The organism is Serratia sp. 4542 (genome assembly GCF_016805595.1).
Lineage (GTDB): Bacteria > Pseudomonadota > Gammaproteobacteria > Enterobacterales > Enterobacteriaceae > Serratia > Serratia nevei.
In genome coordinates this window covers 44,315-61,194 of record NZ_RXKV01000013.1, presented here as the reverse complement: position 1 = coordinate 61,194, position 16,880 = coordinate 44,315, and the positions used below count along the sequence as shown (strand labels likewise).

21 protein-coding genes are annotated in these 16,880 nt (G+C 57.3%); 15 read left to right on the top strand and 6 right to left on the bottom strand.

Translation table 11 applies throughout. The features are described from left to right. The first annotated feature begins 112 nt into the window (after positions 1-112). A complete protein-coding gene (gene nrdG / locus EKL15_RS19640; protein WP_203090264.1) occupies positions 113-577 on the top strand; it encodes an anaerobic ribonucleoside-triphosphate reductase-activating protein in 465 nt (154 codons plus the stop codon). Between the two features lie 338 nt (positions 578-915). Further along, complete coding sequence (locus EKL15_RS19635) at positions 916-2,061, top strand: PIN domain-containing protein (RefSeq protein WP_203090263.1); 1,146 nt, start codon at positions 916-918, stop codon at positions 2,059-2,061. A 259-nt stretch (positions 2,062-2,320) separates the two neighbouring features. Here the strand turns inward: EKL15_RS19635 and EKL15_RS19630 are convergent, their stop codons facing one another. Further along, on the bottom strand, positions 2,321-2,851 hold the full coding sequence (locus tag EKL15_RS19630) for a GNAT family N-acetyltransferase (RefSeq protein WP_203090262.1): 531 nt from the start codon (positions 2,849-2,851) through the stop codon (positions 2,321-2,323). Between the two features lie 335 nt (positions 2,852-3,186). Here EKL15_RS19630 and EKL15_RS19625 point away from each other — a divergent pair, with 335 nt between their 5' ends. Beyond that, entirely contained in the window at positions 3,187-3,795 is a 609-nt protein-coding gene (locus EKL15_RS19625; RefSeq protein ID WP_203090260.1) for a hypothetical protein, read from the top strand. A gap of 92 nt (positions 3,796-3,887) precedes the next feature. Here the strand turns inward: EKL15_RS19625 and EKL15_RS19620 are convergent, their stop codons facing one another. The 3 genes from EKL15_RS19620 to EKL15_RS19610 form a co-directional block, all read right to left on the bottom strand. Beyond that, entirely contained in the window at positions 3,888-4,844 is a 957-nt protein-coding gene (locus EKL15_RS19620) for a hypothetical protein (protein WP_203090258.1), read from the bottom strand. Positions 4,845-5,327: 483 nt separating this feature from the next. Then, positions 5,328-5,516 (bottom strand): hypothetical protein, encoded by a 189-nt coding sequence (locus EKL15_RS19615; RefSeq protein ID WP_238423739.1) that lies wholly within the window; start codon positions 5,514-5,516, stop codon positions 5,328-5,330. 35 nt (positions 5,517-5,551) lie between these two features. Then, positions 5,552-6,607: a permease gene (locus tag EKL15_RS19610; RefSeq protein ID WP_203090256.1), complete on the bottom strand. Its 1,056-nt coding sequence runs from the start codon at positions 6,605-6,607 to the stop codon at positions 5,552-5,554. A gap of 227 nt (positions 6,608-6,834) precedes the next feature. On the opposite strand from EKL15_RS19610, the gene phnF reads away from it, so the two are divergent. Genes phnF through phnP form a run of 11 tightly spaced genes read left to right on the top strand, consistent with a single transcriptional unit; the run spans position 6,835 to position 15,138 of the window. Continuing rightward, a complete protein-coding gene (gene phnF, locus EKL15_RS19605) occupies positions 6,835-7,563 on the top strand; it encodes a phosphonate metabolism transcriptional regulator PhnF (RefSeq protein ID WP_015376439.1) in 729 nt (242 codons plus the stop codon). Beyond that, complete coding sequence (phnG, locus tag EKL15_RS19600) at positions 7,564-8,007, top strand: phosphonate C-P lyase system protein PhnG (RefSeq protein WP_019453314.1); 444 nt, start codon at positions 7,564-7,566, stop codon at positions 8,005-8,007. It abuts the gene before it with no gap. Positions 8,008-8,010: 3 nt separating this feature from the next. Next, on the top strand, positions 8,011-8,592 hold the full coding sequence (phnH, locus tag EKL15_RS19595) for a phosphonate C-P lyase system protein PhnH (protein ID WP_159318876.1): 582 nt from the start codon (positions 8,011-8,013) through the stop codon (positions 8,590-8,592). After that, entirely contained in the window at positions 8,592-9,677 is a 1,086-nt protein-coding gene (locus tag EKL15_RS19590; protein WP_187321961.1) for a carbon-phosphorus lyase complex subunit PhnI, read from the top strand. Before phnH ends, EKL15_RS19590 begins: the two co-directional genes overlap by 1 nt. Further along, positions 9,670-10,530, top strand: a complete 861-nt coding sequence (locus EKL15_RS19585) for an alpha-D-ribose 1-methylphosphonate 5-phosphate C-P-lyase PhnJ (RefSeq protein ID WP_004933420.1) — start codon at positions 9,670-9,672, stop codon at positions 10,528-10,530. The genes EKL15_RS19590 and EKL15_RS19585 overlap by 8 nt, the downstream gene beginning before the upstream one ends. After that, positions 10,530-11,318 (top strand): phosphonate C-P lyase system protein PhnK, encoded by a 789-nt coding sequence (gene phnK, locus EKL15_RS19580; protein ID WP_038879071.1) that lies wholly within the window; start codon positions 10,530-10,532, stop codon positions 11,316-11,318. The genes EKL15_RS19585 and phnK overlap by 1 nt, the downstream gene beginning before the upstream one ends. Positions 11,319-11,334: 16 nt before the next feature. Beyond that, positions 11,335-12,039, top strand: coding sequence for a phosphonate C-P lyase system protein PhnL (phnL, locus tag EKL15_RS19575; protein WP_047729228.1), 705 nt, complete (start codon positions 11,335-11,337; stop codon positions 12,037-12,039). Next, the gene (gene phnM / locus EKL15_RS19570) at positions 12,039-13,175 is read left to right on the top strand and encodes an alpha-D-ribose 1-methylphosphonate 5-triphosphate diphosphatase (RefSeq protein WP_102985544.1); all 1,137 of its coding nucleotides are present in this window, start codon (positions 12,039-12,041) and stop codon (positions 13,173-13,175) included. The genes phnL and phnM overlap by 1 nt, the downstream gene beginning before the upstream one ends. Then, complete coding sequence (phnN, locus tag EKL15_RS19565; RefSeq protein ID WP_201965363.1) at positions 13,175-13,744, top strand: ribose 1,5-bisphosphokinase; 570 nt, start codon at positions 13,175-13,177, stop codon at positions 13,742-13,744. Before phnM ends, phnN begins: the two co-directional genes overlap by 1 nt. Next, positions 13,741-14,343 carry an acetyltransferase gene (locus EKL15_RS19560; RefSeq protein ID WP_203090254.1) on the top strand — a complete coding sequence of 201 codons (603 nt, stop codon included), beginning with the start codon at positions 13,741-13,743 and terminating at the stop codon, positions 14,341-14,343. The genes phnN and EKL15_RS19560 overlap by 4 nt, the downstream gene beginning before the upstream one ends. A 12-nt stretch (positions 14,344-14,355) precedes the next feature. Then, positions 14,356-15,138 carry a phosphonate metabolism protein PhnP gene (gene phnP / locus EKL15_RS19555; RefSeq protein ID WP_100395975.1) on the top strand — a complete coding sequence of 261 codons (783 nt, stop codon included), beginning with the start codon at positions 14,356-14,358 and terminating at the stop codon, positions 15,136-15,138. Here the strand turns inward: phnP and EKL15_RS19550 are convergent. Continuing rightward, on the bottom strand, positions 15,095-15,727 hold the full coding sequence (locus tag EKL15_RS19550; protein ID WP_033652768.1) for an NAD(P)H-binding protein: 633 nt from the start codon (positions 15,725-15,727) through the stop codon (positions 15,095-15,097). The genes phnP and EKL15_RS19550 overlap by 44 nt on opposite strands. A 30-nt stretch (positions 15,728-15,757) precedes the next feature. Then, positions 15,758-16,198, bottom strand: a complete 441-nt coding sequence (locus EKL15_RS19545) for a YhbP family protein (protein ID WP_015376428.1) — start codon at positions 16,196-16,198, stop codon at positions 15,758-15,760. Between the two features lie 433 nt (positions 16,199-16,631). Here EKL15_RS19545 and speFL point away from each other — a divergent pair, with 433 nt between their 5' ends. Then, entirely contained in the window at positions 16,632-16,736 is a 105-nt protein-coding gene (gene speFL, locus EKL15_RS19540) for a leader peptide SpeFL (RefSeq protein ID WP_004933443.1), read from the top strand. Positions 16,737-16,880 lie beyond the last annotated feature (144 nt).

The window sequence follows — 16,880 nt, the reverse complement described above, 5'->3', positions numbered from 1 at the left end:
GTTTGCCTTCGGGCAGTGCACACCAACCGGAGCGTACACGCAGTACGTGAGGAGTGGCAGCACTGCCCGGAGGCAAAATGGCCAGTAAAATAGCCTGATGGGCAGGCCTCACATGAATTATCACCAGTACTACCCGATCGACGTCGTCAATGGCCCCGGCACCCGCTGCACGCTGTTTGTCGCCGGCTGCGTGCACCAGTGCCCCGGTTGCTACAACAAGAGCACCTGGCGGCTCAACTCCGGCCAGCCGTTTACCCCGGCGCTGGAAGACCGCATCATCGCCGATCTGAACGATCCGCGCGTGCCGCGCCAAGGGCTGTCGCTCTCAGGCGGCGATCCGCTGCATCCGGCCAACGTGTCGAGCATCTTAACGCTGGTGAAACGGGTACGCGCCGAATGCCCCGGCAAGGATATCTGGCTGTGGACCGGCTACCGGCTGGCGGAACTGGACGCACAGCAAATGCAGGTGGTGGACAGAATCAACGTGCTGATCGACGGCAAGTTCGTGCAGGATTTGAAAGACCCGGCGCTGATTTGGCGCGGCAGCAGTAACCAGGTGGTGCATAGGTTGCGTTGAGCTGGTGGTACTTTCCTCAACACGTGTTAGCCCCAGTTCAACCGGGTATGGCTGCGGCATGGAGACAATCTGATGGGCAGGTTTGTGCCAAAAGCGGACCTTCCAACAAGCTATATAGGAACAGATCAATCCTCATTGCTCCACACTTTGGGAGCAACTAGTGTGTTACTGAGAATTTTTAATAATTTCCCGATATAAAAAATCTTGATTAGGCGTATTCTTTATGTTACCGGTTGGGTCAGGTTTTTTGCAGTAATAACTCAGATTATACTGACAAAGAAACATAATTCTTGCTATATTTTCAGTGAACAATTCAAACGATTGAGTATGAATAAGATATGAGTAAAGAATTTAACAAAAAAGAGATTTACCCCTCTCCAAAGGACTCGTTTAGCTTTGTATTACAGCCCGTATCTGAGATGAAAGATGAGGCACTAGTGGTGTTGGATGCAAATGTACTTCTTTTGCCTTTTACAACTAATATTAAGAATGTACAAGCAATCAAAGAACTTTATACTAAACTATCTAAAAGTGATCAGTTGTTTCTTCCGGCACAGGCAGTAAGAGAATATTTGGATAATAGAGCTACAAAAATCAGTGACATAAATGAAGCTCTTCAAAAAAAATCGAATCAAAATTTCAACTATGTTGGTGTTCATCCACTACTTGAGAGCTTGACCGAATATAAAGAACTAATTGAGCTAGAAAAATCACTAAAAATTGCCATAAAGAATTATCAAGCTAAGATTCGAGATACACTTTCAGCGATTCAGGCATGGGGCTGGAATGACCCTGTAAGCAAAATGTACCATGAGGTCTTAGCTGATAGAATTTTGGATGATGACGCACTAGATTTCGCAATTATAGAAAAAGATCTAAAAAGAAGAAGTGAGCTAAACATCCCGCCCGGTTATAAAGATAGGAGTAAGGATCAGAATCAGGCAGGAGATTTAGTAATTTGGCACGAGATTCTTAATCTGGCAAAAAATAAAGATAAGCATCTTATCTTTGTTTCTGTAGATGAGAAAACGGATTGGTGGCATCAAAGTGGAAAAACTCCACTTTATCCGAGGTTTGAGTTAGTTGATGAATTCAGAGAGGCAACAAAAGGAAAATCATTTCATATCGTCAGCCTTTCAGCTTTATTAGAGATCTTTGATACAGATTCTGAAGTGGTTAAATCTGTGAAAATTACGGAAGAAGAGGTCAAATCTACTACCGAGTTAGAAATAAAGCATTCACAGAAACAAGCAAAAGCTTCTTTTGATCCCGATGATGAATATCGTAAATACCTTAATATACCTAATGATCATGGTCTAATAATGAATCATATTAAATGGGGTGTAAAAGGTGGGTATGATACAGACACATATCTAATTTCGGAAGTTGATAGTGCCGGGAATATCATCAATAAATATAATTTTTACGATAGTACGAAAACCAGCCCCCCATTTGATCGTGAATTTCATGCGGAAAAAATATAAAATTACATGTTGTCGTACTTATCCTAAGCTACGCCACGATGAGAATCAGTCTCAAATGTAAGCATCAGGCTTCTAGGGAGTACAGCGTACTGGCATGCTCCCGGTTGATCATCACACGCAAATGTTAGTCCTACATCCCTGCGGTTATGACAAATGCGAACTTCCGCTCCTCGCTCACAGCGGACATTGCTGCCCCTGACCGACCTCTACGTGCCAGGAGCGGACGTTACGCACGAACTCTAATGGCTAAGCCCCTGCTTCAGGTATTGTTCCACTCATTCAGAGTCACAGTAAAAAGCATGCTTGCGGGCTCATTTTTTACATCATGAATATCTCGTGAGAACCGTAGGCCTGCTTTAGCCAGGATCCTTTGGGATGCCAGATGGTTTGGTCTTACTACCGCAGAAATTTCAGCCAGTTTTAAAATACCAAACCCATAGCCGACCGCATATATAGCAAACTCTGTCGCAAGGCCTTTTCCCCATGACTCTGTAGAGAAACGATACCCCAGGTTCATTATCGGTGTATCGTCATAACTGATAATGCTAAGTCCTCCAAAACCGATAATTCTTTCTGGATTCTCCTTCTGTGCGATAGCCCAGTTTCCGAACCTATAAATCTCCCAGTGGCTAAGCCAGCGGGCCATAACATTACGTGCATGACCAATATCTGGATACGGTCCCGCTGGATTGAACGTATTTGTTGCAGGGTCGCCATAAATCCTGAAAAGGTCATCCACATCTGATGCGTTTACAGGGCGAAGATACAGTCTTGAGTGTTCTGGCTGCAAAGCAATCTCCTGAGCTGGGGTTTATAAAGTGGAGTATGTTGCTGATTTAAAGATGTTAGATCCAGCGCCTGTAACAGGGATGTTATGCTTGCGTGACAAAATATTCAATCGCACATAGTGACCGTCCGCTCCTCGCTCATAGCAGACCTTGCAGTGCTTCATACGGTACACTTCGTGCCAGCAGCGGAATTTTAAAGGATTAAATAAAAATCATACGATTTACAAATACAGACAGCCATAAGCGAGATATTATAAAATTTGAGTCTAATGGTAGCTTTTTTACTAAAACATTTTAGAATGAAACATCCCTCAAAGTTATGGTGGCTATGAAAGGCATGATAGAAAATTATTTAGATAAATCTGGTCGAGCTATGCTGGCAGCATGTTTTACTTTTGACAATGCTCGAGCGGCAGAAAAAATGGCAGACTGGCATTGTGTTGGTGAAGATAATGAAGCCTGGAAGAATGGTCCATATTTATCAGCGGGTGCAAACCAGAAGCAAATCGATCATAGATATCCTTATTGTTTTAGAACCAGTGATGAGTTCGGTATAGTTGCAGGAATAATATTGGGTCCTAATCCTCCAAAGAATAAAAATGGCGGTGTGCAAATTCCTATGCCCCCTAAGGATTTGAATGAATCAAGAGTCGAACCAGTAATATCTAAACTAGCAATCATTGAGCAATTTGAATTATTCAAAGAATTTTTAATAATATTTGATGGGCCATTTAATAGGAAAAAATGTCAAGCTTGGGAGGGTATTATCGAAGAAGATGCCCTTAATTTGCTTACTGAGCTAACAAATAGACGAAATGAGCTGACTCATGATTCTGAACATGCACTTTCGTCTATGAAAGAAGCTGTTGCATATTTTTATCAGTTGCGCCAGTTAGCACCCAAGCTTTATGAGTGTTCCTTGCATCAATCTCCGACTGATAAATAATATTGAATTATTCATGTGCGACCATTCAAAAATCGCACATGAATAAACTCAAAAGAAGATAAAGCACTTGATACTAAAATCCAACTTGGTTGCTAAAAAAAATCATTCATTGCTTTTATGTTTATTTCACAACAACTATATACTTCATTTGATGTGTAGCCACCAAAACTATTTAATTCGAATATGCCAAGTGAAATTATATAAGCGCAGAGCATTGAAAAATAATAACTTTCATATCTACTAATTTCGGATTTACTGGTTCTAAATGGGCTTAATGTTGAACCGTGAGCCCTCTCATTTCTAGCATTATACAATATAACAGATGTAATGAATTCGCACTTTTTATTGGGTGGGAAATGGTTACCATCATTGGATAGATCTAGTAACGGAAAAACTGAGTTTTTAGTTTTAGTGCCTTTTTGACCTTTAAGTATCATCATCAAAAACTTTGCAGCTCTTAACAAGTTATCTCGATCTAGAGCGGCTGAAATTGAAAACACACCGTTAGAATCACAAGCAAACTTTTTAATAAATTCTTCATATTGGCCTGCGTGGAAACATGCCCTTGCTCTTTTTGCCAGCCTAGACTTGTTATCTCTATCATTTACTATGCGCTGAGCCTCGGATTCAAATATCCTTTTCGTGATATAATAACTTGTTAACACTGGAATATTATAGGCAAGCAATTCAATTATATCCCCCCAGCGGTTATTAGGTAAGCTGAGCAATTTATTACCCACCCCCTGTACAATCCCTTTAAGTCCACCTTGGGTGGGAAATTGTCTTTTTCCGGCTTCATCAATTACTTTAAAACAGTGATCAAACATATAGTCTGGTCTAAAAGGCAAAAACTCAAGGCCATCTCCTAAATGCCCAATGCATGTTTGAAATGTGACATCATCATTATAAGCCATTCTTATGGGAGTGAAAGGTGCTGCTCCATGGTTTTTATCAATTAGCGCCTTAAATTTTTCTTCTGTTCTAAATAAAACTCTAGTGGGAAAATCGTTGTGGCAGTCTACGCGCGCTTTTTTATAATCGAAGCTCATCTCAATCTCCATATATTTTATATAAAAACCAGTAACTTTCGTTAGTAACGACAAACTTAAAATAGCACTCTAATTTTAGCTACACGGTTTGTAAAGCAGCATTTGTAAGCATCCTGCCAAAACGAACCATTCAATTTTAGAGCTCTTCCGACATACTGATTATGTCTTTTTAGGAGATCGTCATGCGCAAAGCCCGATTCACCAAACACCAGATCATTGCCGGTCTGAAGTCCGCCGAAGCCTAGAGCACCAGTTTCCAGCCTTACCCGATGTTTGGGGAAAAGGCTGATGATCTTACCTCACCGCAGAAGGTTCCTAATCTGATCCCAGTTGATTAAAACACGATAATGTTAGTAATTCGTCAATCAACTGAGAGAACAATTACAAACGACCGCTCCTCGCTCAAAGCCGACCACCAGCTGACATATTGCTCTTTCCACAGAACCTGCCAGCCCAGCCCTGAACGAATCCCCCTCAACCCCCTCACCGATAACACCCCCGAATTTTCGCTTTAAATATAGCCATTCGTTTTTCTACCTCCGAATGGCTTATATAAACCGCGGTGCCGTTTCTTAAACGTTCAAGGGCGGCATCCCCCCTTTCACGCAACGCTTGCTCCAGCAACATCGCCTCTACGTCCATTTCAGGTTTATTCCGCTGTTCCACTTCCATCTCCTCCATTGAGATAGCGTCAAGTCACGAATCCGTTACACCAACCCCATCCCCACCACGCCGGTCAGCACGCCGCACAGCGCCACCAGCGCCGCCGTCAGGCACAGTGCCCGGGCGGAGAAGGCTTTGTTGAGCATCAGCAGCGAAGGCAGGCTGACCGCCGGCAGGGTCATCAGCAGCGCCAGCGCCGGGCCTGCGCCCATGCCCGCCAGCATCATGGTCTGCACGATCGGGATTTCCGCCGCGGTGGGGATAACGAACAAGCAGCCGACTATCGCCAGCGCGATGATCCACAGCAGGCTATTGTCGACGGCGCCGTCGGCGTGCGGGAACAGCCAGACCCGCGCCGCACCCAGCGCCAGCACCGCTAACACGTAGATCGGGATGGTCGACCAAAACAGCGCCCACAGCGCTTTGCCCCAGCGGGCGAGGAACGGCCGCTCGTCGCTCTGCGCCGTCAGCACCAAAGGCTGCGGCGCGGCGGGCTGCGGATCGTTGGCGGTCATGCGCTGCACCAGCCAGGCGATGCCCAGCACCATCACCACGCCCGCCACCAGGCGGATGGCGGCGAACGGCCAACCGAGCACAAACCCCATGAACACCAGCGTCGCCGGGTTCAATACCGGGTTGGCGAGCCAAAAGGCCAGCGCGGCGCCGCTGGACACCGACTGGCGGCGCATGCCGGCGGCGACCGGCGCGGCGCAGCAGGTGCACATCATGCCCGGCAGCGCGATCAGCGCCCCCAGCACGGTGCCGGAAAAACGCCGGTGGCCGAGCGTGCGCGCCAGCCAGTCGCGCGGGATCAGCACCTGCACCAGCGAACCTAGCAGCACGCCGAGCAGCGCCGCCTTCCACACCGCGGTGAAGTAGACCAGCGCGTACTGCCAGGCCGCCAGCCAGGGGCTCGCGGCGCCGTCGGCCAGGATCGATTTGCCGATCGAGTGGCTGTCCGCCGCTACGAACGCTTTGCCGTAGTAAGGCTGCCATTTGACGTAGTAGAGGCCGACGGCCACCACCAGCAGAAACAGGATCGGTTTCCACAGCGGCCAGGCGCGTGGGGCGGGTTCAGGGGCGTTCAGAGGTTGCGGCATGGTAGCGGCCAGAGTCAGTCAACAGAGGCGCCAGCATAGCGTGCCGCCGCCGCCCGTGCACGCCCGGGCTGTCCTAAATAGTTCATCTGTTCGCCACCGAGGCGTAACGCGATTGTCATCTGCGCCCGGCACCATGATGCCAACTTGAAAACCACAGGGTAGACGCACGATGAAACGCACCGCTTCCGCCTTCATCGCACAGCCATCGGTATGACGAGGTTTTTATTATGATGGAGTTATCTAGACATCCGACCACTTACCCCACCCGCTATCAGCAGATCGCCGCGCAGCTGGAACAGGAGCTGCGCACGCAATACCGCTGTGGCGACTACCTGCCTTCGGAACAACAGCTGGCCGAACGTTACCAGGTCAATCGCCACACGCTGCGCCGCGCGGTGGATCAGCTGGTGGAACGCGGCTGGCTGCAGCGCCGCCACGGCGTCGGCATTCTGGTGCTGATGCGGCCTTACGACTACCCGCTGCACGCCAACACCCGCTTCAGCCAGAACCTGTTCGAGCAGGGCAGCCACCCCACCAGTGAGCGCTTACTCGCCGTCTTGCGCCCGTGCAATGGGCATGTCGCCAGCGCACTCTCGCGTGAAGAAGGCGAAATGGTGATCCACCTGCGCACCCTGCGCCGGGTCAACGGTGTGCCGATGAGCGTGATCGACCACTATCTGCCCGATCTGGACTGGTGGCCGGCGCTGCAGCAGTTCCACAGCGGTTCGCTGCACCAGTTTATCGAACAGCACCTCCAGCAGCCGCTGACCCGCCGCCAGACGCGCATCAGCGCGCGCCGCGCGCAGGCCAAAGAGAGCCGGCTGCTGGAGATCGCCACCCACGCGCCGCTGCTGTGCGTGCGCACCCTTAACGTCCGCAGCGGCGGCGAAGACGTGGCGGAATACTCCGTCAGCCTGGCCCGCGCCGACATGATTGAACTGACGATGGAGCACTGAATGCAAGCCTTAGAGTCGAGACAACGCTGGATGTCGGTGCTGGCGCACAGCCGGCCCGAGCAACTGCGCAGCCACTGGCAGGCGCTGAACCTCAGCCCGGGTTACCGCAGCATCCGCGCGCCGGAGATCGGCCTGGCCCAGCTGCAGGGGCGCATGGGCGCCACCGGCCGCCGCTTCGTGCTGGGGGACATGACGGTCACCCGCGCGGTGGTGCAGCTGGACAACGGTGGCTACGGCTACAGCTATATCGCCGGGCGCGACAAGGCGCACGCCGAGCTGTGCGCGCTGGCCGATGCGCTGCTGCAACAGCCGGAACACGGCGAACGCCTGCAACAACAGCTGATCGCGCCGCTGGCCGCGCTGCAGCACGAACAGCGCCAGCTGCGCGCCCGGGCGATCGCCGCCAGCCGGGTGGACTTCTTTACGCTGGTGCGAGGGGATTAAGCCATGAGTTTATTGACCGGTTTTGAGCAACCGATAGACCAATCGCAGCACGCTTTCCGTTTGATTCTTAAAGCCTTGAGCGAACCGGGCCACCGGGTGACGCTGCCGAACGGCCCGGCCTGGGCGCCGCTGAACGCCGCCAGCACCGCCGCGCTGCTGACGCTGGCCGATCAGGAAACACCGCTGCAGCTGTGCGCGGCGCTGAATAGTGAGCAAGTGCTAACAAACATTCGTTTTCACAGCGGCGCGCCGCTGGCCGCCACGGCGCAGGAGGTCTGTTTTGCCCTGTTCGATGAGCACGTGCAGGCCGCCGATCTGCAGGCGTTACCGCACGGCACTGAAATCTCGCCGGAGTTCGGCGCCACGGTCATCGTGCAGCTCGGCGAGCTGGAGAACGGCGCCGCGCTGCGCCTGACCGGCCCCGGCATCGAGAGCCAACGCCTGATTGCGCCGCGCCTGCCGCCGGCGCTGCTGGATTATTTGGTCAACCGCCCGCAGCGCTTCCCGCTGGGGCTGGATATCTTGCTGACCTGCGGCGATCGCCTGCTGGCGATCCCGCGGACCACCCGCGTGGAGGTGTGCTGATGTACGTAGCAGTAAAAGGGGGCGAAAAAGCCATTGAGGCCGCCCATCAGCTGCAGGAACAGCTGCGGCGCGGTGACGACGCGCTGCCGGCGATCGGCGCAGAACAAATCGAACAGCAGCTGGGGCTGGCGGTGGATCGGGTGATGACCGAAGGCGGCATCTACGATCGCGAGCTGGCGGCGCTGGCCATCAAACAGGCCAGCGGCGATCTGGTGGAGGCGATCTTCCTGCTGCGCGCCTACCGCACCACCCTGCCGCGCCTGGCGGTCAGCGAGCCGCTGGCCAGCGAAAACATGCGGCTGGAGCGGCGCATCTCGGCGGTTTACAAGGACTTGCCCGGCGGGCAGGTGCTGGGGCCGACCTACGACTACACCCACCGGCTGCTGGACTTCGCGCTGCTGGCGGAAGGCGAGGCGCCGCGTGCACCGCAGGCCGACGAACCGCTGCCGGACAACTGCAGCCACGTGTTCGATCTATTGTGTCGCCAGCAGCTGGCGCGGGAGGAACAGGACGACGGCAGCGCGCCGGACGACATCACCCGCAATCCGCCGGTTTACCCCTGCTCGCGCTCGGCGCGCCTGCAGCAGCTGGTGCGCGGCGACGAAGGTTTTCTGCTGGCGCTCGGCTACGCCACCCAACGCGGCTACGGCCGCAACCACCCGTTCGCCGGCGAGATCCGCACCGGCCACGTTTCGGTGGAGATCGTGCCTGAAGAGCTCGGTTTCGCCATCGACATCGGCGAAATCCTGCTGACCGAGTGCGAAATGGTCAACGGCTTCGTCGATCCCAAGGACCATCCGCCGCACTTCACCCGCGGTTACGGGCTGGTGTTCGGCCGCGCCGAACGCAAGGCGATGGCGATGGCGCTGGTAGATCGCGCATTGCAGAGCCCCGACTACGGCGAAGGCGTCGCCGGCCCGGCGCAGGACGAAGAGTTCGTGCTGGCCCACGCCGACAACGTCGAGGCCGCCGGCTTCGTCTCCCATCTCAAGCTGCCGCACTACGTCGACTTCCAGGCCGAACTGGAGCTGCTCAAGCGGCTGCGACAGGAATACAGCGAGCGTCAGGAGGCCCGCAATGAGTGAAGTATTGACCGGCTATAACCTCGGTTATCTGGACGAGCAGACCAAGCGCATGATCCGCCGCGCCATCCTCAAGGCGGTGGCAATCCCCGGCTATCAGGTGCCGTTCGGCGGCCGCGAGATGCCGATGCCCTACGGCTGGGGCACCGGCGGCATTCAGCTCACCGCCAGCGTTATCGGCCGCGCCGACGTGCTGAAGGTGATCGACCAGGGTGCCGACGACACCACCAACGCGGTGTCGATCCGCCGCTTCTTCCAGCGCGTCGCCGGGGTGGAAACCACCGAACGCACGCCGGAGGCCACCCTGATCCAGACCCGTCACCGCATTCCGGAAACCGCGCTGCGCGAAGACCAGATCCTGATCTATCAGGTGCCGATCCCGGAGCCGCTGCGCTTTATCGAGCCACGCGAAACCGAGACCCGCAAGATGCACGCGCTGGAGGAGTACGGCGTGATGCAGGTGAAGCTGTATGAAGACATCGCGCGCTACGGCCATATCGCCACCACCTACGCCTACCCGGTGAAGGTCAACGATCGCTACGTGATGGATCCGTCGCCGATCCCGAAATTCGACAACCCGAAAATGCACATGATGCCGGCGCTGCAGCTGTTCGGCGCCGGGCGAGAGAAACGCATCTACGCCCTGCCGCCGTTCACCAAGGTGGAGAGCCTGGACTTCGACGACCATCCGTTCAGCGTGCAGCAGTGGGACGAACCCTGCGCGCTGTGCGGCTCGCGCCACAGCTACCTGGACGAGGTGGTGCTCGACGATCGGGGCAACCGCATGTTCGTCTGTTCGGACACCGACTACTGCCGGCAGCAGCTGGCGCAATCTTCGCAAGAGGCGCAGCACTGATGACTTCCACCCCTTTGAGCACCACTCCGCTGCTGTCGGTGAACCGGCTTACCCACTTGTACGCCCCCGGCAAGGGCTTCAGCGACGTGTCGTTCGACATCTATCCCGGCGAAGTGCTGGGCATCGTCGGCGAATCCGGCTCCGGCAAAACCACGCTGCTGAAATCGATCTCGGCGCGGCTGGCGCCGCAGCGTGGGCAGATCCTTTACCGCCCGCAGGCGGGCCAGGAACAGGATCTGTACGCCATGGCGGAGAGCGATCGCCGCCGCCTGCTGCGCACCGACTGGGGCGTGGTGCACCAGCACCCGCTCGACGGGCTGCGACCGCAGGTCTCCGCCGGCGGCAACATCGGCGAGCGGCTGATGGCCATCGGCCAGCGCCACTATGGCGACATTCGCCGCCAGGCCGGCCAGTGGCTGGAAGACGTCGAAATCCCGCTGTCGCGCCTCGACGATCTGCCGACCACCTTCTCCGGCGGCATGCAGCAGCGGCTGCAAATCGCCCGCAATCTGGTCACCCACCCCAAGCTGGTGTTTATGGATGAGCCGACCGGCGGGCTGGACGTGTCGGTGCAGGCGCGCCTGCTCGATCTGCTGCGCAACCTGGTGGTGGAGATGCAGCTGGCGGCGGTGATCGTCACCCACGATCTCGGCGTGGCCCGGCTGCTGGCCCACCGCCTGCTGGTGATGAAACAGGGCGAAGTGGTGGAGAGCGGCCTGACCGACCGGGTGCTGGACGATCCGCACCATCCTTATACCCAGCTGCTGGTTTCTTCGGTGCTGTCGTAACCCAAGGCGATAACAGATGACTATGCAAATCCGAGTTGAACATCTCAGTAAAACCTTTGTGCTGCACCAGCAGTACGGCACCCGCCTGCCGGTGCTGCACGACGCCAACCTGACGGTCCACGGCGGCGAATGCGTGGTGCTGCACGGCCACTCCGGCAGCGGCAAATCCACCCTGCTGCGCTCGCTGTACGCCAACTACCTGCCGGACAGCGGCCATATCTGGATCAACCACCAGGGCGACTGGCTGGACATGGTCAGCGCCGATGCGCGCCAAATTCTGGCGGTGCGCCGCCATACGCTGGGCTGGGTCAGCCAGTTCCTGCGGGTGATCCCGCGCATCAGCGCGCTGGAGGTGGTGATGCAGCCGCTGCTGGAACAGGGCGTCGAGCGCGCCGAGTGCCGCGAACGCGCCGAGGCGCTGCTCGCCGCGCTCAACGTGCCGCAGCGCCTGTGGCCGCTGGCGCCGTCCACCTTCTCCGGCGGCGAGCAGCAGCGGGTGAACATCGCACGCGGCTTTATCGTCGATTACCCCATTCTGTTGCTGGACGAACCGACCGCCTCGCTCGACAGCCGCAACAGCGCGGCGGTGGTGCAGCTTATCGAACGCGCCAAGGCGCGCGGCGCGGCGATCGTCGGCATTTTTCACGATGAAGGCGTCCGCCAACAGGTCGCCGACCGGCTTTATGACATGCAGGCGCCGCAGGCGCTGGAGGCCCTCTGATGATCGTCAATAACGTTAAGCTGGTGCTGGATGACCAGGTGGTGCAAGGCTCGCTGGAGATGCAGGACGGCGTGATCCGCAGCTTCGCCGACGGCCCGAGCCGGCTGCCGCAGGCACTGGACGGCGACGGCGGCTGGCTGCTGCCGGGGCTGATCGAGCTGCATACCGACAACCTGGACAAGTTCTTTACCCCGCGCCCGAACGTTGACTGGCCGGCCCATTCGGCGATGAGCAGCCACGACGCGCTGATGGTGGCCAACGGCATCACCACGGTACTGGACGCGGTGGCGATCGGCGACGTGCGCGATGGCGGCCACCGGCTGGAAAACCTGCAGAAGATGATCGACGCGGTGATCCACAGCCAGCGCGCCGGGGTGAACCGCGCCGAGCACCGGCTGCACCTGCGCTGCGAGCTGCCGCACGAGAGCACGCTGCCGCTGTTCGAACAGCTGATGGACAAGCCGGGCGTGTCGCTGGTATCGCTGATGGACCATTCGCCGGGCCAGCGCCAGTTCGCCTCACGCGAAAAATACCGCGAATACTATCAGGGCAAATACCACCTCAACGACCAGCAGATGAGCGAGTACGAGGAGGAGCAGGTCGCCCTGTCCGCCCGCTGGGCCGCGCCAAACCGCGAGGCGATCGCCGCCCACTGCCGCGCGCGCCGCATCTCGTTGGCCAGCCATGACGACGCCACCGCCGCGCACGTGGCCGAGTCCTGCGCGCTGGGCAGCGCCATTGCCGAGTTCCCCACCACCGAGGCGGCCGCCCGCGCCTCGCACCAGCAGGGCCTGCAGGTGCTGATGGGCGCGCCGAACATCGTGCGCGGCGGTTCTCACTCCGGCAACGTGGCGGCACACCACCTGGCGGCGCTGGGGGTGCTGGATATTCTCTCTTCCGATTATTACCCGGCCAGCCTGCTGGACGCGGCGTTTCGCCTCGCGGCGGACGAGCGCAACGCCTACGATCTGCCCCAGGCGGTGCGCATGATCACCCGCAACCCGGCGCGGGCGCTGGATCTGCAGGATCGCGGCACCCTCGCCGAAGGGCTGCGGGCGGATCTGGTGCTGGCGCGGCCGCACGGCGAGCACGTTTACGTGCAGAACGTGTGGCGCCAGGGCAGGCAGGTGTTCTGATGGCGCGGCTCATCTATCTGATGGGGCCTTCCGGCGCAGGCAAGGACAGCCTGCTGGCCGCGCTGCGGGCCGACGCCGACCGCGCGCCGCTGGTGGCGCACCGTTACATCACCCGGCCGGCGGACGCCGGCTGCGAGAATCATATCGCGCTGAGCGAACCGGAATTTCTGCGCCGCCGCGCCAAGGGGCTGTTCGCGCTCGACTGGCAGGCGCATCAGCAGCACTACGCGTTCGGGATCGAGGTGGATCTTTGGCTGCTGCAGGGGATCGACGTGGCGGTCAACGGTTCGCGCGCCCACCTGCCGCAGGCGCAGCAGCGCTATGGCGCGCAGCTGCTGCCGGTGTGCCTGCAGGTCAGCGCCGCGATCCTGCGCCGGCGCCTGCAGGATCGCGGGCGAGAAAGCGCCGAACAGATCGAGCAGCGGCTGGCGCGGGCGGCGGAATATCAGCAGAGTCTGCCCGCCGGCTGCCGGGTGCTGCACAACGACGGCCCACTCGACGACACTTTGGCGGCGCTGCTGGCGCTGCTGCCGACCTCCACCCGACAAGCTCAGGACGCGACGCCATGAACGACTTTGCCCAGCCGAAAATCGGCGACAACGTGACCCTTAACCGCACCCGGCTCGGCCAATATGTGCACCTGGCCGACGATGCGATCCTGGAAGAGGTGGAGATGGGGGACTACTCCTACACCGCCGGGCACAACCAGATCTTTTACGCCACCATCGGCAAGTTCGTCTCCATCGCCTCCTATGCGCGCATCAATCCCGGCAACCACCCGACCTACCAGCGCATCGCGCAGCACCACTTTACCTACCGCGCCTCTGAATACGGGCTGGGGGAAGACGACGCGGCGTTCTTCGACTGGCGGCGCGAGCACCACGTCACCGTCGGCCACGACGTGTGGATCGGCCATAACGCCATCCTGATGCCGGGCGTCAGCGTCGGCAACGGCGCGGTGATCGGCTGCGCGGCGGTGGTCACCAAGGACGTGGAGCCCTACAGCATCGTCGCCGGCGTGGCGGCCAAGAAGATCGGCATGCGCTTTGACGACGCGCTGATAGAACGCATCGAACGCAGCCAGTGGTGGCACTGGGATCACGCCACGCTGCAGGCGCGGCTGGCGGATTTTCGCGACATCAACCGCTTTGCCCAGAAGTACCTTTAACGGAGGGGAGCGATGCAACTGACCTTTCTCGGCACCGGCGGCGCGCAGCAGGTGCCGGTGTTCGGCTGCGACTGCCTGATCTGCCAACGGGCGCGGCGCGAGCCGGCATTTCGGCGGCGAGCGTGCAGCGCCATGCTTAACTATCAGGGAGAAACGACCTTATTGGATGCAGGATTACCGGCTTTGGAGCGGCGATTTTCGGCGGGGCAAATTCAACGTTTTTTACTGACACATTACCACATGGATCACGTTCAGGGGTTATTTCCTTTGCGTTGGGGGTGCGGAAATTCCATTCCGGTATATGGCCCGCCGGATGAACAGGGCTGCGACGACCTGTTCAAACACCCGGGCATTCTGGCGTTTCAGCCGCCGCTGGCGCCCTTTGCCACCGTCGAGCTGGGCGGCATGCGCATCACCCCGCTGCCGCTGCAACACTCCAAACTGACCCACGGCTATCTGATCCAGGCGGCGGGCGCTTCGCTGGCCTACCTGACCGACACCGTCGGCCTGCCGCCGGCCACCGCCGACTATCTGCAAAACGTGGCGCTGGATCTGCTGGTGCTCGATTGCAGCCTGCCTCCTCAGCCGCAGGCGCCGCGCAACCACAATGACCTGACCCGCGCGCAGGAGACGCAGCGGTTGCTGCAGCCCAAACGCACGCTGCTGACGCACATCAGCCATCATCTCGATCGGTGGCTGCTGGACAACGAACTGCCCGCCGGGCTGGAGCTGGCGTTCGATCACCTCAGCGTCAACCTCGGTAGCAGTGCAGCCGATCCGACTCCAGCACCCTGACCCCTTCGCCCGGCGTGAACGCCTGCTGCAGCAGCGTTTGCGCCACGTCTTTGGCGGAGACGGCGCGCCATTTGCCGGGCAGCAGCCTGAACAGCGGCAGCGTGAGGCGCTCCATCAGGCGCGGCGCAGGGCGATCCCCCACCAGCATAGAAGGCCGCACCAGCGTCAGGCGCGGCCAGTGCTGTTCGCGCAGCGCCTGCTCCATCTCGCCTTTGGTGCGGTTATACAGGAAGGTGGAATCCGCGTTGGCGCCCAGCGCGCTCACCACCAGACAGTGCTGCGCCCCCAAGCGGCGGCCGGTCAGCGCGCTCTCCACCACCAGTTGATAATCGACGTAGCGGAAGGCATCGGCGCTACCCGCCGCCCGGCGGGTGGTGCCCAGGCAGCAGAACACCAGATCGACCGGCTGCTGCAGACTACTCAGCAGTTCGAACAGCGCATCGCCGACCGGGTTGGTCAGCTTGCCGTGCGGCGGCAGCGGCGTGCGCGTCGGCGCCACGATGGCCGTTATCTGCGGATCGCTTTGCAACAGCTGCAGCAACTCGCGCCCCACCAGCCCGGTTGCGCCGACTAACAGTGCTCGCGCCATGCAATCTCCCGTTGTAATCAATACGTCAACTTAAAGTATAGACCGCGCCCAATGCAGCTTCTTGCCGAAGCCGAGGGTGTTGTCGGTCATCTTCACCTCGTGCAGATCCAGCCGCCAAACCGAGGCTTTCATCGCCCTGGCGATCGGGAAACGCTTGCAGTAACGCGCGCGCGCCGCCTCGGCTTCTTCGCCGCTCAGCAGCACCGCCTCGGCGCGATACTGCACGCCGCGGATCAGCGCGATGCTTTTCGGCTTCGGCGCGATGGTGCCAACCACCCGGCCGTTGTTCAGCATCAGCCCGCCGTGGCGGGTGTGCGGTTCGGTCATCAGCCACAGCGCCATCGTCGCGGCGTCGAACACGTAAAAACAGTTGGCGCACCACATGTCGAGGCCGTCGCCGGCGCACAGCGTCAAGACGTGTTGTTTGCCGATGAAATCCGCAATCTGCTGCCGTTGTTCTGGGGTATTCAAGGTTACTCGCCTCCCTGTTCACTCACTTCATCTTACCCTGCGTTGTTGAGGCGAGTCACAAATAACGATAATCATCAAAAACCAAAAGTGAATATAAAAACACAATAAATGCATTTTTATTAATTTAAGCCCGAAGCGGATTTATAACATAAAAAATACAAGACGGATTTATTTGATCGTTATGCAACCGGTTAATCGCGCGATTTTATTTTTCCTATCCTGACGGCATGCAAAATTAACGCACCGCCCCGGTACCGATTAGCAATTCGTTTACATGCCCGTTAGCTCGCCTGAACGCTGTTTATGCAATCTACTGCATAACAGGTGAATAGTTATTTATAAACACCGGCATTTATGTGACTTTCATCACGATTTTTAGCCCGCCTTGCGTTAAAATAGCGCCATCTTTTCACTCAGCAAGGTGGATTAGAAAATGGAAAACAATAACCGAAAAATGGCGCATATCAGGCGCACAACCCATATTATGATGATGGCTCATCGCAGCTGCTTTAGCTTCGCATTCTTCAACTACAGATAACCCTCCCCCCTCGCTCTTACGCCGTTAATAAGAGTGTCATTGCGTTTTTATTTATTCTCCGCACGCCGGTGATAATATCGCTTTCTCGCTAACCGGGAAGGACACGCAATTCATTTTTAATTTCGGCCAAGCGCATCCAAGCTA